The organism is Candidatus Anoxymicrobium japonicum (genome assembly GCA_002843005.1).
Classification (GTDB): Bacteria; Actinomycetota; Geothermincolia; order Fen-727; family Anoxymicrobiaceae; genus Anoxymicrobium; species Anoxymicrobium japonicum.
Window position 1 is genome coordinate 1 of sequence record PHEX01000037.1, and the last position, 25,253, is coordinate 25,253.

Below are 25,253 nucleotides of genomic sequence, written 5' to 3' on the forward strand. Positions count from 1 at the left end.
CGCTCGCGGACTCGGACGTCGGTCGAAGAAAACACCCCTCGCTTTGCTTGAAAAGGCATAATGGGGTCAAACCATATTATGCGTTTACGTTTTTCGGATGCGCGCGCCTTGTAACGTGAACGAAGCGTCAATAGAATGAACCGGATGTCCGGACGCTTTTTAGGAGAACCTCTTGAATGCTTTGCGGAACGCGGTGTATCTCGCCATAGGATTGTTGATCGGCGTCGTGTTTCATGAGTACATGCACGGTCGCGTCGCCGAATGGCGCGGCGATCCCACCGCGCGCAACGCCGGCAGGCTCACACTGAATCCCGCGGCGCACATCGACCCTTTCGGCACCGTCCTTCTTCCCATAGGGCTGCTCCTGATGTCGCAGGGGAGGGTTGCTTTCGGCTACGCGAAACCCGTGCCTGTGAACCCGTACTTTCTCAAGAAGCGCGGGGACATGACGCTGGTGGCGCTCGCCGGGCCGCTCACCAATTTCGCGATCGCGCTTGTGGTTTCACTTGCCGGGATGCTTGTCCATCTGTTCGGGGTTAGCGCCGTTTCTCAAGTTGGGGCCTTCGAAATCGGCATCTCCGAGCCATACGCGCTTTTGTACATGGTCGTGGTCATCAATGTCTTTCTTGGCGTGTTCAACCTCATGCCTGTGCCGCCGCTCGACGGCTCTCGCATTCTCGAGCGCTTCCTGCCCGCCAGCGCGCGGGATGCGTACGAGCGCATAGAGCCGTTCGGGTTCATGATAGTGTTTATGTTTCTGTATTTATTCGGCGACCTGTTCTTCCGCCTGCTGCATCCGTTGTGGGCGTTCCTTGGAGGAATCATGGGCATACCGTCGGGTTTGTTGTGAAAACGCAAAAATGGGTCAGACCCCTTTTTGCGTTTTTCTGTCAGAGGTGTTTGTTTGAAAAATAGAGTAGTAAGCGGATACAGACCGAGCGGAAGGCTCCACCTGGGTCATTATCACGGCAATCTGAAGAACATGATACGGCTGCAGGACGAGCGCGATTGTTACTTCTTTGTCGCTGATTGGCACGCATTGACCACAGAATATCGAGACACATCGATGCTCGGGACGTGGACTGAAGAGATGGTGCTGGACTGGCTCGCGGCGGGTATGGATCCCGACAGGTGCACTATCTACAGGCAGTCGGATATCCGTGGCATCCCGGAGCTGGTGCTCTACCTGGGAATGATTGTCACGTTGGGTGAGCTCGAGCGGAATCCGACGTATAAGGAACAGCTCCGGGAGCTCGACTCCAGGGTCGTGAACACTTACGGCTTTCTCGGATATCCCGTGCTCATGGCAACTGATATCCTGGCCGTGGATGCCGAACTGGTGCCGGTCGGCGAGGATCAACTTCCTCATCTCGAACTAACCCGTGAGATCGCGCGCTCGTTCAACTCACTCTACGAACCTGTTTTTCCCGAGCCGCAGCCTGTGCTTTCGCGCGCGCCTAAGATTCCGGGGACTGACGGGCGAAAGATGTCCAAGTCCTACAACAACTATATCGGGCTGGAGGACTCAGCTGAGGTCATTGGCAAGAAGGTTCGCAAGATGATCACCGACCCGGCAAGAAAAAGAAGGGATGACAAAGGGCACCCCGAAGTGTGCACTGTATTTTCACTTTACCCTATCTATTTTCCTGACGATGTCGAGCGGGTGGCCGCTGAATGCAAAGACGCGCTGATTGGTTGTACGGATTGCAAAGACAGGATCGCGCAGGCGATCGCTTGCGATCTTGCCCCATTCAGGAAGAGAAGGTCAGAACTCGTGGAAAAACCGGACGTGGTTCGCGAAATACTTGCCCGGGGCGCGAACGTGGTAAATCCAATTGTTGACGAATCGCTTGCCAGGGCAAAGCGCGCGATGAAAATCGGAAACCCGCACTTTGGCGGCGATCTTTGAGTTTCGAGGTAAAGATCGAGGTATTCGAGGGACCGTTCGATCTCTTGTTGCAGCTTATTCTGAAGCAGGATATGGACATTCACACGGTGCCTATCGCGGAGATAACCGCGTCGTTTGTGGAGCGCATAGAGGGAGTTCGCGATTTCGATCTGGATACAGCGACCGATTTTCTGCTGATCGCGGCGACCTTGCTCTTGATCAAGGCGCGCTCGCTGATACCGCGCGAGGATGATGATTTCGAGGCTATGGACGATGCGGTGAGCGAACGCGAGTTTCTGGTTGAACGCCTGATCGAGTACAAGCAGTTTGCGAGCGCGGCGGAGTGGCTCGAGGCGGTGTACACGGATCAAAGAGGGTATATGTCACGCACCCGCGAGCTCGAAGATGATTACGCCTCTCTCTATCCCGACCCGTTCGAGGGCGTGCCGCCGGTGGATCTCGCCCGCGCGTTCGTAAACCTGCTTGTCCGGCAAGCGACTGAATGCGTGGACACATCGTTTGTCGCGCCCATAAAGGTATCGGTGGCCGAGCGTATCGAGGAAGTCAGGACGCGAATTTCCAAAGAGGGCCGCGTGAAGTTCAGTGAGCTCATCCGTGAGTGCGTGTCAAAGATCGACGTGATAGCGACGTTCCTTGCCGTTCTCGAGCTGTACAAGCGTTGTGAGGTGATGATATCTCAGAGAAGGCTTTTTGGCGAGATAGAGATTCGCGGACGGGAGGATGAGGGAAATGTCGCATGACATAATTGACGAGAGTGAAGTTCAACCCGCGTCGAGTGACGCGGAGAATTTCATGGAGAGACAACCGGCGTCGAGTGACGCGGACAAGATGAGCGTGATCGAGGCGCTTCTCTTCGTTTCGCCCGAACCGGTTTCAACAGGCATGCTGGTAGAAATAACAGGGTTCGACCCGGGCGCCATCCGCGAGATGTTGAACAGACTGGTCGAGTTCTACGCGTCGCGCGCGGGCGGTTTGGTTATCCGCGAGGTCGCGGGAGGATTCGGGTTTTACTCGTCCGATGTCGCGACGCCTTATGTCTCGAGGCTGATTAGATCTCAGGTCAACCCGCGGCTAACGAAGGCGGCGCTCGAGACGATCGCTATAGTCGCGTACCTTCAGCCAGTCTCCAGGGGCGTTGTGGCCGAGATACGAGGGGTGCAATCCGAGGGTGTGATGAAAACTCTCGAAGACAGGGGGTTGGTAAAGGCCGTTGGCAGGGGCGGATCTCCGGGATACGCCGCTCTGTATGGCACGACCGGTCGGTTTCTCGAGAGATTCGGGCTGAAGGGTATCGAGGATTTGCCATCACTGGAGGATTTCGCGCCTGATGAAGCTACGATAGAAAAAATCAAGAAGAGCTTTTCCTGGGAGCTTGGGGGAGATGTTGACGCCGGTGGAGGATGGCAAGACTGAAAAAGTGCAGAAGATTCTGTCGAGAGCGGGGGTGGCGTCGAGGAGAGCGGCGGAGACGCTGATACTCGATGGGCGCGTGACTGTGAACGGAACGGTGACGTCGACGGGTGATAGGGCGCTGGCTGGTCATGACGTGATCGCGGTCGATGGCATCACGGTCCAGCCCGATCCCGATTTGAAATACTTCGCGCTCAACAAGCCGCAAGGTGTAATCAGCACGGCATCTGACCCGCAAGGACGTCCTACGGTTCTCGATTTGCTGAGCGACGAGCCTTGCAGTGGCGTGCGGGTGTTCCCGGTCGGCAGGTTGGACATGGATTCAACCGGGCTTATGCTTTTAACGAACGACGGTTTTCTGGCGCATAGGCTCATGCACCCGAAGTTCGGGGCGCCGCGAGAGTATATCGTCGAAGTGACCCCGGTTCCGAGCGGCAAGGATCTCAAAACTTTGCGCGGTGGCTTGACGCTGGAGGATGGGGACACCGGTCCGGCGCGCGTGTCACTTTTGGGGAAAAGTGGTGACAGGGGTCAGATAAAAATGATTATTCACGCCGGAAAGAAGCGGCAGATCAGGCGTTCTTTCGAGTACATGGGTTATCATGTGATTACGCTGAACAGGGTGCGGATAGGCTCGCTAAGTTTGGGCAACCTCAAGCCCGGGCAGGCGAGAGAACTGCTCGCCCCGGAGGTGCGCGAGCTTTACGGTCAGACGGGCATTTAGGAGGAGATGGAGGAGGGTAGATGAGTGTCAGTGCGTTGCGCGGAGCGATTACGGTTGACGATAACACAGGTGAGAAAATAGTGGCCTCGACGCTCGAGCTTCTCGAGGAGATGCTGGATCGCAACGACGTCGCGGCCGAAGACGTGGTGTTCGTCATTTTCACCGCTACGGACGATCTGACAGCGGAGTTTCCCGCCGCCGCCACGCGCAAGCTGGGGCTTTCTCATGTCCCGGTTATCTGTGCGAGGGAGCTGGGTGTCGATGGATCTCTCGAGCGCGTCGTGCGGGTTATGATGTTGATAAACACGGACAGGGCGCGCGAACAGCTCAGGCACGTTTATCTTCGTGAAGCGCGGCAATTGCGAACCGATCTCCCCGAGTAACGGGGCGACGGCCGGCGGATTTTGGTTTTTTAGAAAAAGGGTGATAGACAATGATGATTTTGATGCGGAACGGAGCGACCGATGAAGAGATCGATGAAATCGTAGAGAGGCTTCAGGACATTGGCGCCCAGGCTCACGTTTCACGTGGCGAGTTCAAGACCATAATCGGCGCGATAGGCGACCGAGAGAAAATATCGCAGATACCGTTTGAGGCGCTTTCCGGCGTGGACAGCGTTGTGGCGATAATGAAGCCGTATAAGCTCGTGAGCCGTGAGTTCCATCCGGATTCGACTGTCGTCAAAGTCGGGCCCGTTGAGTTCGGCGGCGAGACTTTTGTGGTAATCGCGGGACCGTGCGCGGTAGAGAGCGAGGAACAGTTGATTGCGGCCGCGAAGGCGGTAAAGGAAGCGGGCGCTCACATGCTCCGAGGCGGCGCGTTCAAGCCGAGGACGTCGCCCTACGCATTCCAGGGACTGGGAGAAGAGGGGTTGAAGTACCTGGCGTTGGCTCGCGAAACAACAGGGCTGCCGATCGTCACAGAGGTCATGGACGTCAGGCACGTGGAGCTCGTGTCAACTTACGCTGACATGCTTCAGATCGGGGCCAGGAACATGCAGAACTTTTTTTTGCTACGCGAGGTCGGCCTGCAACAAAAGCCGGTGATGCTCAAGAGGGGCTTCGCGAACACAATAGAGGATCTGCTCATGGCCGCGGAATATATTGTCAGCGGTGGGAACAACAACGTAGTCCTTTGTGAGCGCGGCATCCGCACTTTCGAGAGCGCCACACGAAGCACGCTGGACTTGAGCGCGGTGCCTCTAGTGAAAATCGCGAGTCACCTGCCAATAATAGTTGATCCCAGCCACGCCGCCGGAAAGCGCGAGCTTGTCAGTCCGCTTTCAAAAGGGGCGCTTGCGGTAGGAGCTCACGGAATAATAGTCGAGACGCACCCGAACCCGAAGAAGGCTCTCTGTGACGGGACGCAATCTCTTCCACTCGATGATTTTACTTTAATGATGAAGGAGCTCGAGTTGGTTGCGGCGGCGCTGGGGAGAAAGATTTAGTTCTAGAGCATCGACCAAAACCTCAAATTCCAGATCCAAGCGGAGAAGATAGCCGAAGTGAAGAAAAAGATTCTCATAGCGCTCGACCTGGAATATCTGTGATATTTTTCGGGTACCACGTGGAAAGTAAAGTCCAATGGCAAACTTCGTGTTCGAGAAGATAGCGATACTTGGCACGGGCCTCATGGGAGGCTCGCTCGCCATGGCGTTGAAGGCATGCGAGGTTGTTGGCGAGGTTGTCGCGTACGACATCTCCAATGACGCCAGGAACGCCGCGAGAGAGCTTGGCGTAGCCGACCGTGTTGAGGATCGTTCCGAGGACGCCGTGCGCGGCTCCGGCGCGATATTCCTGGCGACACCGATTGGAGCGATGGCCGGAGCGCTCAAGGCCGCCGCGCCCGCTCTTATGAAGGGAGCGGTAATCTCGGATCTCGCGTCCGTTAAAATAGGCGTAATAAGCGCTATTGAGGCGGTTCTGCCCGCCGGCGCGCATTACGTCGGAGGTCATCCCATGACGGGCTCAGAGCGGTCGGGGGTCAGCAACGCGCGCGCGGATCTCTTCCGGGACAGGTGCTATGTTCTCACTCCGACGGACACGACCGACCTTGACTCATATCAAAAGCTCCACACGGTTCTCACGGAGATCGGCGCGCGAGTTATCTCGATGGACCCTGAGTCCCACGATCGCGCCATGGCGACAATAAGCCACGTTCCCCACCTTTTGTCTTTACTCATGATGAACATGGCTGCGCGCGAGAAAGAACAAATGAATAACATATACACCCTCGCGGCCGGCGGATTCCGTGACATGACTCGCGTCGCGGCCAGTAATCCGAGAATGTGGCTGGACATTGTTTCTGTGAACCGCGACTTCATAATCGAAGAACTCAAACGGTTCGCCTCGAGCGTAGATGTGCTGGTGGATATCCTGCAAAAAAACGACAGGGATGCCGTGTTGGCCCTGTTTGTGGACGCGTGCGCCGCGCGCGAGGAGTTGTCGATGAAGCCCGGTGTTGAAAAGGCGGAGCTCTTCACCATCTCGCTGCCAGTGCCAGATGAGCTCGGGGTCATAAGCAAGATTGCAACCGCCGTGGGCGCTCTCGGAATAAACATAGAAGACATCGGCATCGCCCATCCGCTCGAGGGCGCGATGGGCATCCTGACATTGAAGGTTCTGGGGGCCGAAAGAGCCAGAGAGGTTACGTTGAAACTCGAATCCATGGGCTACAACGTATCGTCGGAGCAGTAGTGGAAGCTGTATTCCGGAAGACCGGCGCGCTCACCGGTGAAATCAGTGTGCCGGGAGACAAATCGATTTCACACAGGGCCGCGATCGTCGGAGCGCTTGCTCGAGGGACAACCAATATTTCCGGCTTCAGCACGGGCGCCGACTGCGCCAGCACACTCGAAGTCCTGCGCGTTTTAGGCGCGCCGATCACGGATGATGGCGATACTGTCACTATCGAGGGAACTGGCGGTCGCGGGTTCGAGCAGCCATCAGTGCGCCTGGAGTGCGGCAACTCCGGCACTACAATGAGGCTGATGGCGGGCGCCGTGGCGCCGTACCCGATTGAGGCCGTGCTCACCGGAGATGAGAGCCTTCTTGCGCGCCCGATGGGCAGAATCATCGAACCGCTTACTCTCATGGGCGCTTGTCTGGAGGCGGGTGACGACAGGGGACATCCTCCTTTGCGAATCCGGGGCGGCGGGCTCCGTGGCATCAATTACTCCGTGCCGGTCGCCAGCGCCCAGGTGAAATCCGCTATTTTGCTGGCCGGCCTTGGCGCTAAGGAATTCACAACGGTGAACGAGCCGGCGGTGACGCGTGACCACACCGAGAGAATGTTGCGCGCGTCAGGGATAGACGTTCGCGGCGACGGGTTATCTGTAACTGTTGCGCCCGGCGTCCCGGGGGCGCTTGACTTCGCTGTTCCCGGCGACTTTTCGTCGGCAGCTTTTTTTATTGCCGCGGCGTTGATGTGCCCGGGCTCGAGAGTTGTTGTAAAATCTGTGGGTTTGAACCCGACCAGGACCGCGTTTCTTCAACTAGCTCGAAGGATGGGCGCTATGATCGAAGAGATGCCGGTGGGCGATGGCTGGGAGCCGGTTGGCGACATCAAAGTCGAATATGGTTCACTGCGCGCGATCGAAGTTTTGCCCACGGACGTCGCCGGAGCAATTGATGAGGTCACGCTGGTCGCGCTTCTCGCGACAGCGGCAAGCGGAACGACCGTCATCAGTGGTGCGGGTGAGTTGCGGCACAAAGAGTTCGATCGGATAAAGGGCGCCGTTGATGGCCTTCGGGCCATGGGCGCTCACATTGAGGAGACGGGTGACGGCATGGTAATAGAGGGGCCCTCATATCTTGTGGGAACGAGAGTGTCGTCGTCCGGCGACCATCGCCTGGGGATGATGCTTGCGGTCGCGGGACTCGCCGCGTCAGGCGAGACGACTGTGGACGGCTGGGAGTGGACGAGGATATCGTACCCCGGATTTGCTCACGACCTCGAAACACTAAAGCGCGGTGAATGACTGATGGACGCGGGTTCTTCTAAAGAACAGATCTCAATCGCAATTGACGGCCCGGCGGCATCCGGCAAGAGCACAGTTGCGCTTTTGCTCTCGCGACGGTTCGGGATTTCTCTTGTGAATAGTGGATCCATGTACAGGGCTGTAACCTTGATGGCGCTCGAGCGTGGCGTTTCCGCTGACGATGAAGTCGCGCTTCAAGGAATCGCGTCAGATGTGGCTGCGGCGTTCAGGTTCGAGATTTGTGATGGCGATACGCCCCGTGTGTTTCTCAGAGAGCGCGAGATTACCGGTGACATACGCTCAGCTGAAGTCGGCGACATGGTTTCATGCGTCTCCGAGTCGCCCGTTGTCAGAGAGGAGATGGTCCGCCTTCAAAGACGCCTCGCCGCCGGCGCCGGGGCGGTCGTCGAAGGCCGCGACATAGGCGCCACGGTGCTTCCCGATGCTGACGTCAAGGTGTATCTGGAGGCGTCTCAATCCGAGCGCGCCAGAAGGCGTTTCGCGGAATTGCGCGACAGGGGTGTCACGGTTGCGCGAGAGCAGGTGCGCTGTGAGATAGAGAAGCGCGACAGGATCGACTCGTTGCGCGATGTGAGCCCGCTGCGCATGGCGCCGGACGCGATTCTGATTGACACGGAGAACAAGACAATCTCGGAGGTTGTGGATGAAATTGTCGGTATAATGTCTGATAAACAGATTACTTGCTAAGTGCCCCTTTCCATAAATACGGTAACGTACCGAGAGCGTCGGTGCGCCGCTCTCGCAAGGCGCGCAACTGATGCGTACGCTTGTCGTACTCGGAAGGAGTGGAACGTAGCGGGTGTGGATGCAACGGCGTTCGCTTGCGAGTATTTATGGAATGGGGCACTAAGATCAAGCGGTTGGGATAGACGGAAAGGTAGACGGTGTCTGACCCCTGACCACGGACTGAAAGGAGAGCTTTGATGCCGAGTAAAGAAGATCCGTATAAGACGTTGCTTTCGGAGGAGGACATTCCGACGTCATGGTACAACATCCAGGCGGACTTGCCAGTGCCGTTGCCCCCTCCACTTCATCCGGGGACAAAAGAGCCGCTTGGCCCGGAGGACCTGGCGCCGCTGTTTCCTATGGAGCTGATAAAACAGGAGATGAGCGCTGAGCGTTATATCGAGATACCGGACGAGGTGCGCGAGGTGTACAAAGTATATCGTCCAACACCGCTTCACCGCGCGTACCGGCTGGAGAAGGCGCTGGACACGCCCGCGAAGATCTTCTACAAGAACGAGAGCGTGAGCCCCGCCGGAAGCCACAAGCCGAACACAGCTATCGCGCAGGCGTATTACAACAAGGCGGAAGGCGTCCGTCGCCTTACCACGGAGACCGGCGCCGGGCAGTGGGGAAGCGCGCTGGCGCTCGCGTGCAGGTTTTTCGGGCTCGACTTGAAGGTGTTCATGGTAAGGGTTTCATATAATCAGAAACCGTACAGGCGCTCGATGATGCGCGTGTGGGGCGCGGATGTGACCGCAAGCCCGTCAAATCTCACCAGTTCGGGCCGCGACGTTCTGGCCAGCGACCCTGACTGTTCCGGAAGCCTGGGTATCGCGATAAGCGAGGCCGTGGAGGTGGCGGCGACGGACCCGGACGCGAGGTACTCTCTCGGGAGTGTCCTCAATCACGTTTGCATGCACCAGACAGTGATCGGAGTTGAAGCCAGAGCGCAGATGGAGAAGCTCGGCGAATGCCCGGACGTGGTGATTGGTTGCGTGGGCGGGGGAAGCAACTTCTCAGGGATCGCTTTCCCGTTCATGAAAGACAAGTTTGACGGCAAGGACATCACGGTGCTCGCGGTCGAACCGTCATCGTGCTCGAGTCTGATAAAAGGCAAATACGAATATGACTTCGGGGACGAGGCTGAACTCACCCCGCTGGTCAAGATGTACACACTCGGTTACAAGTTCATGCCCTCGCCGATTCACGCGGGCGGCCTGCGCTATCACGGGATGTCGCCGATAGTGTCCATGCTGGTCAACCAGGGGTATATAGATCCCGTAGCGTACTTGCAGACCGACATCTTCGAGGCTGCTATGCTGTTCGCGCGGACAGAAGGCATGATCATAGCGCCCGAGACGGCCCACGCCGTCAAGTGCGCGATCGATCAGGCCGTAAAGTGCAGGGAGTCGGGCGAAGCCAGGAGCATTTTGTTCAACTTGAGCGGTCACGGACTGCTGGATCTCGCGGGTTACGATGAATACATTTCCGGCAACCTGGCGGACTGAACGAGAACGCAAAAAGGGGTCAGCCCCCTTTTTGCGTGTTTCCGGCGCACGGTGATGATCTGCCCGACCTGTGGCGCGGAGAATGCTGAGCGCGCGCAATTCTGCAACCTGTGCTTCTCGAGCATCGGCTTTGAAAGCCCCGAGTACACGTCTTCTTCGCCGGTCGATGGAGATGGAATTCAAAGCGAGTATCCATCGAGTTTTAGAGAAGACGCGCGCCCGCCGGAGTTCGGCGGATTCGCGGAGCATCCGAGCGCTCCACCAGTTGACATTGGGCAGTACGGCGTTGCCGACCAGTCGCAGGTGACGCCAGAGGGTCGCTGCGATTCCCGCGGATACGAGAACGCGCCCTCAGATGGGCGTTTCCTGTGGCCAAAGGCGGTGATGATGTGCATTGAACTTGCGCTCATCGCCGGTTGTCTCTCCATGGGGCTCGAACTTCTTGCGAGTTTTCTTGGTGTCACTGTCGCGGTCAAGACCGGTTCGTTGACTCTTCCGCGAATCCTTGTCATGCTCGCTTTTCTGATTCCGGTGTCTATCTGCGGCTTTTTGTCCGGCTATCGCCTGGGGCGTTACGAATGGGCGTTAGGCGTTGCCACTGTCACGGTGTGGGCTTTTCTGTCCAGGCCCATGTGTTATGCGATACTCGCATGGATACTCTCCGGCGGTTTCGCGTTTATGGATTTGTTCAACAGGACGATGATTGCTTTCATACTCTTTTTGTTTTTACCGGCCGGCGCGATTCTCGGGTGGCTCGGGGAGAAGAGGGCTACTACTGGTTTGGTGTTATAGTTTATCTGGCTGAGGGCGGGTCGCGTTTGTTATCATGATAGCGTGATTGGCTAACCGACGATGGAGGTGCAAATTGGCTTATGGATCTATATCCGGATTGAAATGGTCCAGTGGATGGACATTAATCCTGTTTGGCGGGCTGGCGCTCGCAATCGTTTTCGGCACATGGGCCGGGGCGGTCGCCGCCGGCAAAGGCAGAAACGCTCAGGCGTGGTTCCTCATCGGTTTCTTCGTTCCGGTTGCTGGCGTGGTTGCCGCCTATATCGCGAGACCCAGAGATTCGGCCTAACCATAACCAGGGGTCAGGCACCGTCTACCTTTCCGTCTACCGCAACCAGGGTAGACGGTGCCTGACCCCTGATCTGATCTAAACATCTTGTTGCTGGTGCCGAAGGCCGGACTCGAACCGGCACGGGGTTTTGCCCCACTGGTTTTTGAGACCAGCGCGTCTACCATTCCGCCACTTCGGCACTCTGTCGCATATTATATCAATGAAGGATCCTGGCGAGCGGAGCATCTGGAGGATTGATCTGGTTGTGTGACAGAAAAAGGAAACTCCTGCTGATTGACGGGCACGGCCTTGCCTACAGGGCTTTCTTCGCACTTCCCGTGACAATGACAAATGACGAAGGACAGCCGATCAACGCTGTCTACGGGTTTGTCAGCATGTTGTTGAAAGCGCTGGAAACCGAGGAACCAGACGCTATCATCGTCGCGCTCGACGGGCCGCGCGCGCAACTCAAGCGGACACAAGAGTTCCCGGAGTACAAGGCGCACAGGCCGGCTATGCCCGTTGAGCTAAAGGGTCAGATTGAAATGATCGAGCGCATGTTATGCCAGATGCGGATACCGGTTGTCACCGTGCCGGGCTTTGAAGCGGACGATATCCTCGGGACGCTGGCGTTGAAGGTTTCCGGCGAAGGTGGCGAAGCCGTGATTGTAACTGGCGACCGTGACATTCTTCAACTGGTTCGCCCGGGCGTTCGAGTTGTCATGACTTCGAGAGGAATAACAGAGACGGAATCTTTCGACCGGCGCGCCGTAGAGGATAAGTACGGTGTGCCGCCTTCGATGCTGCCGGAAGTGGCGGGCCTCAAAGGCGACGCTTCCGACAACATACCCGGAGTGCCGGGCATTGGCAAGAAGTGGTCCGTGGATCTCCTGCGCCGGTACGGCTCGCTCGAGGAACTGTACGCGCGCCTGGACGAGATCGAGGGGACGAAAAGGCGCGAAGCACTTGAGGAAAACAGGGAGATCGCGTTCCTTTCGAGAAAACTCGCCACTCTTGACACGAACGTTCCCGTCGAGATTGACGCGGGAGAGGCGATTCTCGACAACTGGGACAAGCGCGAGGTTCTGGAGTGCCTGCTGGCTCTCAAGTTCAAGACGCTGGCGAGACGCTTTCAAGACACATATGGCCTTTCGCGGCCGGCGCGCGGCCTGTCTGCCGGTCAGGCGGGTTTGACCTTTGAAGTCGCGCGCGCGTACTCACTCGTTGACCCGACGGACGATAGCGCCTTGAGCGCTTTCGAGTTGAAAGCGCGCGAGACAGGCGCCGCAGGAGTTTCGTCCGTGCTTTCAGGCGCCGGGTTCTGCGACATCGGTCTTCAGGCGCTCGCTCTGGCCACGGGAGAAATGGCGCTTGTCGCGCGCGTCGAGGCGCCGGCCGCCTTCGAGATCGCGCGCGGGATCATCGAGTCGCAAGAAGTACAGAAGTGGTTCCACGACGCCAAGCCAACCCTCGAGGCGCTGGATAAGCTGGAAATCAGCGCCGCGCGAGTCACTTTTGACACGAAGATCGCCGCATACCTGGAGAACCCGTCTCTCGACAGTTATCGCCTCTTTGAGATTTACGAGAGAAACGTTGAAGGAGACGTTGTAATCACAGGGCATGAGAACGCGAGCGATCCGAGCGAACAGCCTTCCTTGATCGACCTTGAGCCGTCCGGCGCGCGTCACGCGGTGGAAGATATCGAAGCCGTGAGGCAGGCCGCCATGGTATTTCACCTGAAGCCGGTGATCGAAGAAAAGTTGCGCGCGCTGGGGATGAAAAAGCTCGCCGACGAACTGGAGTTGCCATTTCTCTTTGTTCTCAAAGAAATGGAAGAGACGGGGATCGCGCTTGACGCGGAAGTTTTGCTGGCGTTGGCGCGTGAGGCCGCCTCGACGTTGGGTGTTCTCGAGAAAGAGATATACAGACTCGCGGGACATGAGTTCAAAATCGGCTCTACAAAGCAGCTCGCTCATGTGCTTTTTGACGAGCTGGGCCTGCCGCCCGCCAGGAAGACAAAGACCGGATATTCCACTGACGCCTCGGTACTAGAGGCGCTCAAGGGGTCACATGATATCGTCGGCAAGTTGATCGAGTACAGGGAGTACGCGAAGTTGAAATCCACTTATCTCGACGTGCTGCCGGCGCTCGTTTGCGCATCCACGGGCCGGGTGCACTGCCGGTTCAATCAGACGGCGGGCGCGACCGGGCGCATCTCATCGAGTAACCCCAACCTGCAGAACATACCGGTGCGAACTGAGTTCGGCCGCGAGATACGCCGCGCGTTCATTCCCGGAAGAGGCTTTCAGAAATTGCTGGTGGCGGACTACTCGCAGATAGAGCTGCGGGTGCTGGCGCACATGTCCGGTGACACGCGGCTCTTAGCCGCTTTTGAGCGCGACGCTGATATTCACAGCGAGACAGCGTCGCATATCTTCAAAACCTGCTTGCGGGATGTCACGCCTGAGATGCGGAGAATGGCAAAAGTTGTCAATTTCGGAATTGTGTACGGCATGGGCTATTACGGGCTTTCTTCGCGGCTTGGCATAAGTGTCGAGGATGCGACCGCCTATATCGATACGTATTTCGAAACTTACGAAGGAGTTAGCGCCTATCGCGAACGGTGCGTAAGTGACGCTATCGCAAAAGGCTATTCGGAGACGATCCTGGGTCGGAGACGAAATATTCCGGAGCTTGCGAGCCCGAACCGCCATACAAGGGAGTTCGGCGAGAGAGTGGCTGTCAACACGCCGTTGCAAGGGACCGCCGCGGACATTATCAAAAAGGCTATGGTGGACGTGTCAACCGCCATCAAGGAGCGCGGTATGACCACCAGAATGATCTTGCAGGTACACGACGAACTTGTGTTTGAGGCGCCGGCCCTGGAGATCGAATCGCTCGAGTCGCTGGTTCGCGAGAAGATGATAAGTGTAGTCGATCTGTTAACGCCGCTCAAGGTAGACATTGGCGTGCATGACAACTGGAACGCATAATGGGGTCAAACCAAAATATGCGTTTTGTGTTCTGTCGATTACCTGATGTATTTCAAAAACGCATATTTTGGTTTGACCCCATTATGCGTTTTTACTTGCGGCGCTAAAAAGTATGTGTTATTCATATCCGAGTATGTGCCGACTATTGGAAGGAAAAGGTCACGATGGCAGACGACGAGATTGGAACAACTGACGACACCGGAGAGAATGTTCAGGAAGAGATTGCGGATGTGGTAGTGGATGGGGCGCTGACGGAGGAAGAAGAAGATAGCATTTTAATAGGGGCCGGCGCGAGAGAATCACTCGCAAGCCTGGGCCTGCCACCTGAGGAGAGCCAGAAGGTGCCTGATTATGATGGCACCATAAAGATATTCAATGAAGGGGATCTCGTTCAGGGAATCGTAGTCCGCGTTGACAAGGAAGAGGTTCTGCTTGACATAGGGTATAAATCCGAGGGGGTAATTCCTTCGAGGGAGCTCTCAATCCGGCACGACGTCAAGCCCGCGGATTTAGTATCTCCAGGTGATGAGATCGAGGCACTGGTCCTTCAGAAGGAGGATAAGGAAGGGCGTCTTATTCTCTCCAAGAAGAGAGCCCTGTATGAGCGCGCCTGGGGAGATATAGAGCGCATCAAGAACGAGGACGGAATTGTAGAGGGTGACGTGATCGAGGTTGTCAAGGGCGGCCTCATACTCGATATCGGCCTGAGGGGTTTCCTCCCCGCGTCGCTTGTGGACATGCGGCGAGTGAAGGATCTCAACCAGTTTATCGGCCAAAAGATTGAGGCGAAGATCATCGAGCTGGACAAGAACAGAAATAACGTCGTGCTTTCTCGTCGCGCCTACCTCGAGAGTCAAAAATCGACCGAGCGCAAAGAGTTCCTGGAAGGCCTTGTGAAGGGCTTGAGGCAAACGGGAACGGTTTCGAGCATTGTGAGTTTCGGCGCGTTCGTTGACCTTGGAAGCGTGGATGGTCTCATACACATCTCGGAGCTTTCCTGGAGCCACGTTGACCATCCGTCGGAGGTGCTTGCGGTTGGAGATCAGGTCACTGTAGAGATTCTCGATGTGGATTTGGAGAGAGAGCGCGTTTCGCTATCACTTAAAAAAGCGCAGGAAGATCCATGGGAGACGTTGTCCAGGCAGAACCCGGCGGGCTCGACTGTCAGTGGCAAGGTAACCAAAATTGTGCCGTTTGGCGCTTTTGTTGAGATAGCGCCAGGGGTTGAAGGGCTCGTGCATATCTCAGAGCTTGCATGGAACCACATTGAGATTCCGGAGGAGGTCATATCGGTTGGTGATGTGGTTGACGCGAAGATCATCGAAATAGACCTGGGAAGGCGCAGGATATCTCTCAGCGTGAAGCAACTTTCGGCGCCTGGAGATGTCGAATACAGCTACGAGGATTTCGATGATGGCAAGCCGGAGATGGTCGATGCGGTAGAACTCGAGCAGCGCATCTTTGACGCGGCGGAACTCGAGAAGCAGCCCGCGGCGACACAAGCCGGGGTGGTCGACATAGAGTCCGAGGTCACTCAGATTACAACTGATATCGAACATGCCGAAGCATGTGTCATAGACGATGAGCATGAGAATCTCGAGGAAGCCGACCTCGAAGGCGAAGGCGAAGGCGAGTGACTGAAGCGGCAGTATCCTCAGAAACCGAAGAGTCCGTGGATGCCAACAACCCGTCAGAAAATGACGGCTCTCTCGAATCGATCCTGGCCGACATGAAACGCAAAAGCGACGAGGAGTAAGCCTTGGGTCACCCTGAGGTGTGGGGATCCGCCGGTGAGCGGATCTTCGTGGTAGGCGTGACAGGTGGCATAGCGTCAGGGAAAACAGAGGTCGACCAAGAACTATCCGACCTTGGCGCGGTGGTTATCGACGCGGATCAGGTGGCGCGCGACGTGGTGCTTGCGGGCACTCCAACTCATGAGACTCTGATTCGTGAGTTCGGCGAAGTGGCGCTTACGGCAAATGGGGAAATAGACCGCGCGGCGCTTGCGGGCATAGTCTTTGAGAGCCCCGAGAAGTTGCGGTTGCTGAACAGCATTACCCATCCCGCGATTTTTCATGAGATGGCGCGCCGTGTACAGGAATATGCGGACCGCATGAAACCGGGCGAACCCCCCGTGGCGGTAATTGACGCCGCGCTGATAGCAGACGCGGGCGCCTCGGCGATCTTCGACTTTCTTCTCGTGGTGATCGCCGACGAGGAGTTGCGTGTCAGAAGGCTGATTGAGACACGCGGAATGTCCGAACCCGAGGCGCGCCAGAGGATTGCTTCGCAAGTGCAAGACCCGGCAAGAGTCGAGATCGCGAATAAGGTAATAGAGAACAACGGAACCATTGACGACTTGCGCTTCCACGTACGTGAAATCTGGGAAGAGATATCGCGCCGGGCGCGGGATTCCTACTCTTGAGAGGGGCCGGCGCCCTCGGTCGCGCTGGCAAGAAACGGGTACATCATCCGAAGCCGACACTCTATCTCTTTGTCTATTTCGTTCATGTAGCGATCATAGACGGGACAACCCATCTGCAGGCAAAGCAACATGCTTCGCGAGCCGCGCGGGTTCGATATTTCCCAGCACTTCTTCTTCTCGAGGTACGCCGCGCAGTTCAAATATTGCGCAGCGGAACATTTCTTGATTTCCCAGCAATTTTGAGAGTCAGTCATATGCATCAAGTTACCAGTTTTATCATGCGCGGTCAACAAAACGCAAGAAGGGGTCTGAACCCCTTTTGCATCTAAAAACGCATAAAATGGTTTGACCCCATTATGCGTTTTTGCTATTCACGAGAAGAACCGCGCTTGTTATGAGGTGGTTACTATGCCGAAATTGAAACTCGAGACTAGGTTCATCCCGCAAGGCGACCAGCCGTCCGCCATAGCCGGTATTCTGGAAGGCTTTGAGCGGCAGGAGGATCGCCAAGTTTTGATGGGGGTAACCGGCTCTGGAAAAACCTTCACTATGGCGTGCGTAATAGAAGCGCTTCAGATGCCGACACTGGTCCTTTCTCCTAACAAGACGCTTGCCGCACAGCTCTACTCCGAGTTCCGCGAGTTCTTCCCGAACAACGCGGTGGAGTACTTCGTCAGTTATTACGATTACTACCAGCCAGAGGCTTACATCCCGAGCACGGACACTTTCATTGAGAAAGATTCGTCGATCAATGAAGAGATAGACAGGCTGAGACACGGCGCTACAAGCGCGCTTTTGTCCAGGCCGGACGTGATAATCGTCGCCTCGGTTTCGTGCATCTACGGCCTGGGCTCTCCCGAGGAGTACCTGAACCGGATGGTGATGTTGGAGGTTGGTAAGGATTATGAGCGGGATGACATCCTGAGACGGCTCGTTGACATCCGCTACGAACGCAACGATCTTGCGCCCGCAAGGGGGAAGTTTCGCGTCCGCGGCGACGTAATAGACATATACCCGGCCTACTGGGAGAAAGCCGCGGTGAGAGTCGAACTGCTCGGGGACACAGTCGAGCGAATCACGCAGGTGGATCCTGTTGCGGGCAATGTCATGGCAGAGCTGGACAGGACTGTCGTCTGGCCGGCGACGCATTTTCTGACGCCATCGGACAAGCTTCAGAAGGCCGTGCGGGGCATAGAGGAAGAGCTCGAAGAGCGCCTGGTGGCTCTCAACGCGCGCGGCAAATTGCTCGAGGCGCAGAGGTTGCGGATGCGCACAATGTACGACCTGGAAATGCTTCGAGAGACAGGCTACTGCCACGGCATCGAGAATTATTCGAGGCATCTGTCCGATCGAGCCGCCGGCGAGCCGCCGTACACGCTCATCGACTTCTTCGGCGAAAGAATGCTTACTTTCATCGACGAGTCTCACGTCACCCTGTCGCAGCTCGAGGGCATGTTGCGCGGAGACCGGTCGCGAAAGAAGACGCTGGTCGATCACGGGTTCAGGCTCCCGTCGGCGTTTGACAACAGGCCGCTTTCGCGCGATGAGTTTTTCGAGAAAGTCGGGCCCGTGCTGTTTGTGAGCGCTACGCCGGGCGATTGGGAACTCGAGACAAGCAAAAGAGTTGTAGAGCAGATTATCAGGCCTACCGGGCTTATTGATCCGGTGGTCGAGATACGCGCAGCTGTGGGTCAGGTGGACGATCTGATGTCTGAGATAGAGAAGAGGGTCGTGAAGGGCGAGCGGGTTCTTGTGACCACGCTCACCAAGAAGATGTCAGAGACCCTCTCGGAGTATCTGGCCGAGATGGGAGTGAAGTCGCGGTACCTTCATTCAGAGATCGGCACCATCGAGCGCGTGGAGATCCTTCGAGATCTGCGAGCCGGCGTTTTCGATGCGCTGGTGGGCATCAACCTCCTGCGCGAGGGGCTGGACCTGCCGGAAGTTTCGCTCGTGGCTATCCTGGACGCCGACAAGCAAGGCTTCCTTCGCAGCAGGAGGAGCCTCGTGCAGACGATGGGCCGCGCGAGCAGGAACGCCACTGGAATGGTGATACTGTACGCTCATGAGACATCCGACGCGATGCGTTCCGCGATAGAGGAGACCCGGCGAAAGCGCGAGCGCCAGGTCGCTTACAATGAGGAGCACGGCATCGAGCCCGCGACTATACAGAAAGATGTCCGTGACATGCTCGACGCGGCAATGGACGTCGGCGCCACGTCGTCAGATGATTCCCTCGAAAGGGCTAGGGGCATGTCGCCTCACAAATTGCAACGGCTGCTCTTGAACATGGAAGACGAGATGCGGCTGCTCGCGGAGGAGTTGCGTTTTGAGGAGGCCGGGCGGTTGCGCGATGAGATAAAGCGCATTAGCGAGGAACTGTTGCCAGATGAATGACGAGCTGTTGAGGATACGAGGGGCCCGGGAGCACAACCTGAAGAACGTGCGGCTCGATCTTCCGCGCAACAGGATGATAGTGATGACTGGAATAAGCGGCTCCGGGAAGTCGTCGCTCGCGTTCGACACTATCTACGCGGAGGGCCAGCGACGGTACGTGGAGTCGCTTTCGTCTTACGCCCGCCAGTTTCTGGGCCAGCTCGATAAACCGGATGTGGACCTCATCGAAGGGCTGTCTCCGGCGATATCCATCGACCAGAAAGCGGGCACGTCGAACCCTCGCTCTACCGTCGGCACTGTCACTGAGATTTACGACTATCTCCGCGTACTCTACGCGCGCGTCGGAGATCCACACTGCTATAAGTGCGGCAGGCCCGTCTCGCGCCAGACCCCACAGCAGATAACCGACCGTATCATGGAAATGGACGAGGGCCGCAAGATAATGGTTCTTGCTCCACTGGTGCAGGGGCGGAAAGGCGAGCATCTCGCGGTTCTGGAGAACCTGCGCCAGCGTGGATACGTTCGTGTCCTTGTTGACGGCGAGGTTCGTGACATCTCCGACGAGATCAAGCTCGACAAGAACAAGAAGCACGAGATCATGGCGGTAGTCGACAGGCTTGTCGTCTCGACCCGCGCGCGCGGCAGGGTTGCGGAAAGCGTCGAGGCCGCATTGCGCCTCGGGGAGGGCATGGTCGCGGTGCATGGCGAAACAGGCGCCCGCGAGATATTTTCCGAGGAGTTTGCCTGCGCCGCTTGCGCGATATCGTTTCAGGAGATGTCCCCGAGGATGTTCTCTTTCAACAATCCGTATGGCGCCTGCGTGGCGTGCGGAGGACTTGGGCACACGCTGGAGATAGATCCGGAACTGGTGGTGCCCGACAAAAGGTTGTCGCTCATCGAGGGAGCGATTTCGCCGTGGGAGGGCGCCGGGCAAAAGATTTTCTACGGCGTTCTCGAGGCGCTGGGCGCGATTTACACCTTTGATCTCGCGTCGCCATTCGAGAATCTAAGCGAGAGTTCGCAAAGGGCGGTGCTTTACGGCGCGGGGGACGAGGAAATACGTGTCTCTTACATTGATTCGCGCGGTCGGAAACGCACATATCACACGATGTGGGAAGGAGTGATACCAAATCTACAGCGGCGGTACAGGGATACCGAGTCGGAGATGTCGCGTCAGCGCATCGGGATGTTCATGAGCGACAAGCCGTGCCCGCTTTGCGAAGGCGCGAGGCTCAGGCCGGAGAGCCTGGCTGTCACGGTCGGCGGGCTCAACATAGCTGAACTGTCAGGCCTGACAATCGATGGCGCGGTGGGTTTTGTGAAGGGCCTGAAACTGGACGCCAGGCAAAAGACGATAGCCGGCAGGTTGCTCAAGGAGGTGCGCGCGCGCCTCGAGTTTCTGATGGATGTCGGCCTCGATTACCTGACGCTCTCCCGCCAGGCGAACACGCTGGCCGGGGGTGAGTCCCAGAGGATAAGGCTCGCTACCCAGATAGGCTCGGGGTTGGTTGGTGTCCTCTACATTCTGGACGAGCCCAGCGTGGGCCTGCACAAGCGCGACAACAACAGGCTCATCGAGACGCTCAAGCGGCTGCGCGACCTCGGCAACACCGTGATCGTAGTGGAGCACGATGAAGACACGATGCGCTCGGCGGATTACCTTGTTGACATTGGGCCGGGAGCGGGCATCCATGGCGGGCACATAATCGCTACGGGGACAGTGACCGACCTTGTCGCCAGCAAGAGGTCGATAACCGGAAAATATCTCTCCGGCGAGCTCGAGATACCCGTGCCGCTCATCCGGCGAAAGCCCGGCGGGCGATCTCTCGTGGTTCGCGGCGCCGCGGAGCACAACCTCAAAAAAGTGGATGTGGCGTTCCCGTTGGGTTTGTTCACCTGTGTGACCGGAGTGAGCGGCTCGGGCAAGAGCACACTGGTGAGCGATGTGCTCTACCGTGGCCTCCAGCGAAAATTGTTGTCGTCGCGCATATCGCCCGGGCGCCACAAGGACATAGAAGGCGTCGAAGAGATAGACAAGGTCATCGACATCGACCAGTCTCCCATAGGGCGCACGCCACGATCCAATCCCGCAACATACACGAAGTTGTTTGACGCCGTCAGGACGCTCTTCGCGAGCGTGCCGCAGGCAAAGGTTCGCGGTTACAAACCCGGGCGCTTCAGCTTTAACGTAACGGGCGGGCGTTGCGAGGCGTGCAAGGGCGAAGGAGTGGTCAAGATAGAGATGCACTTCCTTCCCGACGTGTATGTGACGTGCGACGTCTGCAAGGGGAAGCGCTACGACCGCGAGACACTGGAGATACATTACAAAGGGAAGAACATCCACGAGGTTTTGGAGATGACGGTCGAGGAGGCCATGGCCCTCTTCGCCAACATTCCGACGATCAATCGGCAGTTGCGGATTCTGTCGGACGTTGGGCTCGGCTACGTAAGGCTCGGACAGACCGCGACGACGTTGTCGGGTGGAGAAGCGCAGAGGATCAAGCTCGCGAGAGAGCTCGCGAAGAGGGCGACCGGCAGGACGCTGTACCTCCTCGACGAGCCGACTACGGGCCTTCACTTCCACGACATCAGCAAGCTCCTCGAGGTGCTGGACCGGTTGGTGGAAGACGGCAATACGGTGGTGGTGGTCGAGCACAACATGGACGTCGTGAAGGTCGCGGACCATATCATCGATCTCGGTCCCGAGGGCGGAGACAGGGGCGGGGAGCTGGTGGCGTGTGGTTCCCCGGAAGAGATCGCAGCCTGCAGGCGCTCCTACACCGGGAAGTACCTGTCCGAAGTCCTTGCTTAACTTTTGGGGCTAGGTCTTTTTTTAAAGTTTAAGAGGGGTCTGGCAACGTCTACCGCTTTAGCGGTAGACGGTGCCTGACCCCTTTGGACGGACGATCGACTTAAGAAAAAAGACCTGTTCCCAAAAGTTAAACGTCTGAGGGGCACTAAGTGAACAAGAATCTCGCCGCGAAACTGGAGACGTTGCCAGCCCGGCCGGGCGTTTACGTTTTCAAGGATTCCGCGGGTCGTGTTATTTATGTTGGAAAGGCGAAGGAACTCTCGAAGCGCGCGCGGTCGTATTTCCAAAAAGGCGCATCGGGCGACCGCAAGGGCGAGGCTCTGCGGGAGAAGATCGTCGATCTGGAGGTCAACGTCTGCGAGACCGAGGTTGACGCACTCATACTCGAGGCAACGCTGATCAAGAGGTTCAAGCCCAGATTCAACGTGGTGTTGCGCGACGACAAGAGTTACCCGTACATTGCCATTTATCAAAACGAGAAGTTTCCTCGTGTCATGCTCACGCGCGGCAGACACGTCAGGGGCGTGAAGTATTACGGGCCGTACGTGGACGCCCGCGCCGCGCGAGATACCGTGCAGTTTTTAAAGAAAGTATTTCCATTGCGGCGCTGCACGGGCGCGAGGCCGGGGCAAAAACGGTCGGCGCCCTGCCTGTACTACGACATGGGCATGTGTCTTGCCCCATGCCGTGGTGATGTCGAACCCGATGTGTACATGCGGCACGTAAATCAATTGTGCGATTTCCTGGAAGGGAAGCACGATTCGGTGTTGCGGGACCTCGACGCGAGGATGAGGGCCGCGGCGCTCGAGCAGAAATATGAGCAGGCGGCGATCATCAAGAAGCAGATAGAATCGGCGCGCCTTGTTCTGCGCCGTCATCGCTCGCGATCATCTTCGCCGCGGGATTACGATGTCATAGGCATCTCGAGCGACGGACTCGAGGCGTGTTTTTCCGTCGCGCGAAACCGTGGCGGATTTCACCTGGGAAACCTGGTGTTCTTCTCCGACATCGCGGACGCGCGCGCGCCCGAGGAGCTGGTTTGTGAGTTTGTGAAACGGTACTACGACAGGGAGGATTCCGCGCCGCGACTGGTGGTGGTTCCAGCCGTGCCTTCAGATGCAGATGGGCTCCTCGATTGGCTTTCCATGCGGCGTGGCGCCCGCGTGGAGATACGGGCGCCGGCGAGAGGCGCGAAAAAAAGCGAGCTTCATCTGGCCGAGTCCAACGCGATGATCGCGCTCGAGGGGGCGAAGATGTCGCGCGCGCGCGACAAAGGAAAGATAGATGCCGCGCTTTCCGAACTCGCGAAGGATTTATCTTTGAAGCAGTTCCCACTGCGGATCGAATGCTTCGATATCTCTACGTTCGCGGGCGCCGCTTCGGTGGCTTCGATGGTGGTCGCAAAGATTACAGGAAATTCGCCATCAAGTTCACGCCTGGCGTTGACGACGTCGGCATGATGCGCGAAGTTCTTTACAGGCGTCTGGATCGTTATCAGAAGGAGCTCCTACGTGAGCCCGAAGAGAACGGCCCGCAACGCGCCAGTTGGGCCAGAAAGCCCGACCTCGTAATCCTCGACGGAGGAAAAGGGCAACTCAACGCGGGCCTGGACATTATCAAACTGCTGGGGATAGAGGGCGTAGAGATCATCGCGCTCGCAAAACGGCTCGAGGAGGTTTATCTTCCCGGCCGCAAGCTCCCGGTGATTCTTCCGCGGGACTCCGAGGCGCTTTTTCTCCTGCAGAGGATAAGGGACGAGGCGCACAGGGTCGCGGTCTCGTACAACAGGTTGTTGATGGAGCGCGCCACGTCGAGTTCGTGGTTGGATAACGTATCGGGCGTTGGCCCTGCCCGAAAAAAGGCGCTCATAAAGCACTTTGGCTCACCCCTGCGGGTCGCCGAAGCCACGCTCGACGAGCTCAAGGAAGTAGCTGGAGTGCCCGACAAAATCGCACAATAAAGTCGAGAAAGATAGAAGACCCGCCAAACCGAAAAAAATTCACAATCTCACAACTTCAGCCGTAAGGACAAAAAATGGCTTTCCTTTCCCCTTTGACATCTCTCTCTCTCTTAAAATAGGGCTGTGGCAGGAAGCATGTGAACTTATGTTGAGAACGGGTGTCCAGTTATGATGAGCGTGCACCTTGAGGGGAGATGGTGTTGATGCGGCTAATTATGTATGTGGTGAGAGAAGCACGAACTGCTCGAATAATGGGGAATATTGGGCCCTCATGAGACACAATGGAACAAGTTGGGTGAGCTGGAGCAGGAATAGGAACTGGAATGAGACTGGTGTTGGGTTTGATTGGGATACTGATGATTACTACAAGTACATTCCGAAGAGTAACACTGAAGGCTGGATAAGGCCGGGCAGTGGCTAGAAAGTGCACAAAATGAGGCAAAACGTCAAACAGGTGAAGCAACACATGAAAGGGGAGTGGTAAAGATGAAATCGAAAAAGAAGTCCCCTAGCCACTTCATGGTTATATTTATAGCCATGAGTATGGCCGCAATGGTCTTGGCTTCAGGCGGGTGCAGGGGTGAAAAGAAACAGACGAAGGCGGTTGATAAGGATGTCAAGCCAAGTGAGGCTTCTGAAACAACCGGTTTAATAACCAAGAGCAATTCATTCGACACGTATGTCAGGGCTATACAGGAAGGCAAAGAACCATGGAGTCCAACCCCACCTGTCAGCCTGGAGAAGGCCGAGAAGGAGGTCGGCATCAAGGCGAGGTTTCCAAAGGAGACCCTTGGGGGGAAGCTGAAGACGGTTTACATCAATAATACTGCTGATGGCCGCAAGGGAATCTGTTTACGATACACCAGTGGTTTCAGCATAGGAGAGGATGTATTGAAAAAGAAGCCGGACTACAGGGCATTTATCGCTTCCGACGTGAAGGAAAGGACACGCTGCTCGAAGGTCATCGGCGCTGATTATCACATAGTGAATGTGGCCGGATTTGAGGGAAAAGCAAAACCTCCATATGAGTTCGTCGGCTTTGACGGTAACACTTACAGGCTGCCGCCGGATGTCTGCTGGTGGGAAGACGGGGTCGAATACGCGATTGTTCCCTGGAAGCTGGGCTTTACGGAAGAGCAGCTCATAGAAGTCGCGGAATCAATAATTTGGGATTAATCAGGTCAGACTCAACCGCAAGGTCGTTTAATCGATGAGTCGTCAAAAGAAGTGGACTTTCGCACTTTTTGACCCAGTCCGCCTAACTCTTTCTCTCTCAAATTCTATCCGCTCTGTCCGCTCCAAGCAATAGAGAATTCATCATCGCAA

Annotated in this window: 22 protein-coding genes and 1 tRNA gene; 21 read left to right on the forward strand and 2 right to left on the reverse strand. The window is 56.8% G+C overall.

The window, feature by feature from the left end:
* Positions 1–241: 241 nt before the first annotated feature.
* The 13 genes from CVT63_04875 (at position 242) to CVT63_04935 (ending at position 11,358) form a co-directional block, all read left to right on the forward strand.
* On the forward strand, positions 242–850 hold the full coding sequence (locus CVT63_04875) for a site-2 protease family protein (GenBank protein ID PKQ28029.1): 609 nt from the start codon (positions 242–244) through the stop codon (positions 848–850).
* Between the two features lie 54 nt (positions 851–904).
* A complete protein-coding gene (trpS, locus tag CVT63_04880; GenBank protein PKQ28008.1) occupies positions 905–1,909 on the forward strand; it encodes a tryptophan--tRNA ligase in 1,005 nt (334 codons plus the stop codon).
* Positions 1,906–2,649 carry a hypothetical protein gene (locus CVT63_04885; GenBank protein ID PKQ28009.1) on the forward strand — a complete coding sequence of 248 codons (744 nt, stop codon included), beginning with the start codon at positions 1,906–1,908 and terminating at the stop codon, positions 2,647–2,649. Before trpS ends, CVT63_04885 begins: the two co-directional genes overlap by 4 nt.
* On the forward strand, positions 2,630–3,322 hold the full coding sequence (gene scpB / locus CVT63_04890; protein PKQ28010.1) for an SMC-Scp complex subunit ScpB: 693 nt from the start codon (positions 2,630–2,632) through the stop codon (positions 3,320–3,322). Before CVT63_04885 ends, scpB begins: the two co-directional genes overlap by 20 nt.
* Positions 3,291–4,043: a pseudouridine synthase gene (locus CVT63_04895; GenBank protein PKQ28011.1), complete on the forward strand. Its 753-nt coding sequence runs from the start codon at positions 3,291–3,293 to the stop codon at positions 4,041–4,043. Before scpB ends, CVT63_04895 begins: the two co-directional genes overlap by 32 nt.
* 20 nt (positions 4,044–4,063) lie before the next feature.
* On the forward strand, positions 4,064–4,426 hold the full coding sequence (gene aroH, locus CVT63_04900) for a chorismate mutase (GenBank protein ID PKQ28012.1): 363 nt from the start codon (positions 4,064–4,066) through the stop codon (positions 4,424–4,426).
* A gap of 50 nt (positions 4,427–4,476) precedes the next feature.
* Entirely contained in the window at positions 4,477–5,490 is a 1,014-nt protein-coding gene (aroF, locus tag CVT63_04905) for a 3-deoxy-7-phosphoheptulonate synthase (protein PKQ28013.1), read from the forward strand.
* Between the two features lie 136 nt (positions 5,491–5,626).
* On the forward strand, positions 5,627–6,739 hold the full coding sequence (locus CVT63_04910) for a hypothetical protein (protein ID PKQ28014.1): 1,113 nt from the start codon (positions 5,627–5,629) through the stop codon (positions 6,737–6,739).
* A complete protein-coding gene (gene aroA, locus CVT63_04915; GenBank protein ID PKQ28015.1) occupies positions 6,739–8,022 on the forward strand; it encodes a 3-phosphoshikimate 1-carboxyvinyltransferase in 1,284 nt (427 codons plus the stop codon). Before CVT63_04910 ends, aroA begins: the two co-directional genes overlap by 1 nt.
* A gap of 3 nt (positions 8,023–8,025) precedes the next feature.
* Positions 8,026–8,730 (forward strand): cytidylate kinase, encoded by a 705-nt coding sequence (locus tag CVT63_04920; GenBank protein ID PKQ28016.1) that lies wholly within the window; start codon positions 8,026–8,028, stop codon positions 8,728–8,730.
* A gap of 236 nt (positions 8,731–8,966) precedes the next feature.
* Positions 8,967–10,277, forward strand: a complete 1,311-nt coding sequence (locus CVT63_04925) for a TrpB-like pyridoxal phosphate-dependent enzyme (protein ID PKQ28017.1) — start codon at positions 8,967–8,969, stop codon at positions 10,275–10,277.
* A gap of 54 nt (positions 10,278–10,331) precedes the next feature.
* Positions 10,332–11,069: a hypothetical protein gene (locus CVT63_04930; protein PKQ28018.1), complete on the forward strand. Its 738-nt coding sequence runs from the start codon at positions 10,332–10,334 to the stop codon at positions 11,067–11,069.
* 73 nt (positions 11,070–11,142) lie between these two features.
* On the forward strand, positions 11,143–11,358 hold the full coding sequence (locus CVT63_04935) for a hypothetical protein (protein ID PKQ28019.1): 216 nt from the start codon (positions 11,143–11,145) through the stop codon (positions 11,356–11,358).
* Between the two features lie 94 nt (positions 11,359–11,452).
* Here CVT63_04935 and CVT63_04940 read toward each other — a convergent pair.
* Positions 11,453–11,539: transfer RNA gene (locus CVT63_04940), tRNA-Leu, on the reverse strand.
* A gap of 28 nt (positions 11,540–11,567) precedes the next feature.
* Between CVT63_04940 and CVT63_04945 the strand changes: the two genes are divergently transcribed.
* From CVT63_04945 to CVT63_04955, 3 genes are all read left to right on the forward strand, one after another.
* Entirely contained in the window at positions 11,568–14,333 is a 2,766-nt protein-coding gene (locus CVT63_04945; GenBank protein ID PKQ28020.1) for a DNA polymerase I, read from the forward strand.
* A 164-nt stretch (positions 14,334–14,497) separates the two neighbouring features.
* Positions 14,498–15,970, forward strand: a complete 1,473-nt coding sequence (locus CVT63_04950; protein PKQ28021.1) for a 30S ribosomal protein S1 — start codon at positions 14,498–14,500, stop codon at positions 15,968–15,970.
* A gap of 122 nt (positions 15,971–16,092) precedes the next feature.
* The gene (locus tag CVT63_04955; GenBank protein ID PKQ28022.1) at positions 16,093–16,758 is read left to right on the forward strand and encodes a dephospho-CoA kinase; all 666 of its coding nucleotides are present in this window, start codon (positions 16,093–16,095) and stop codon (positions 16,756–16,758) included.
* Here CVT63_04955 and CVT63_04960 read toward each other — a convergent pair.
* Complete coding sequence (locus CVT63_04960; protein PKQ28023.1) at positions 16,749–17,018, reverse strand: hypothetical protein; 270 nt, start codon at positions 17,016–17,018, stop codon at positions 16,749–16,751. The two genes, CVT63_04955 and CVT63_04960, sit on opposite strands and share 10 nt — an antisense overlap.
* Positions 17,019–17,166: 148 nt before the next feature.
* On the opposite strand from CVT63_04960, the gene CVT63_04965 reads away from it, so the two are divergent.
* From CVT63_04965 to CVT63_04985, 5 genes are all read left to right on the forward strand, one after another.
* On the forward strand, positions 17,167–19,155 hold the full coding sequence (locus CVT63_04965) for an excinuclease ABC subunit B (GenBank protein PKQ28024.1): 1,989 nt from the start codon (positions 17,167–17,169) through the stop codon (positions 19,153–19,155).
* Entirely contained in the window at positions 19,148–21,967 is a 2,820-nt protein-coding gene (locus CVT63_04970; GenBank protein ID PKQ28025.1) for an excinuclease ABC subunit UvrA, read from the forward strand. Before CVT63_04965 ends, CVT63_04970 begins: the two co-directional genes overlap by 8 nt.
* Before the next feature lie 149 nt (positions 21,968–22,116).
* On the forward strand, positions 22,117–23,427 hold the full coding sequence (locus tag CVT63_04975; GenBank protein ID PKQ28026.1) for a hypothetical protein: 1,311 nt from the start codon (positions 22,117–22,119) through the stop codon (positions 23,425–23,427).
* Entirely contained in the window at positions 23,313–23,927 is a 615-nt protein-coding gene (locus CVT63_04980; GenBank protein PKQ28027.1) for a hypothetical protein, read from the forward strand. Before CVT63_04975 ends, CVT63_04980 begins: the two co-directional genes overlap by 115 nt.
* 477 nt (positions 23,928–24,404) lie before the next feature.
* Positions 24,405–25,103, forward strand: coding sequence for a hypothetical protein (locus tag CVT63_04985; protein ID PKQ28028.1), 699 nt, complete (start codon positions 24,405–24,407; stop codon positions 25,101–25,103).
* Positions 25,104–25,253 lie beyond the last annotated feature (150 nt).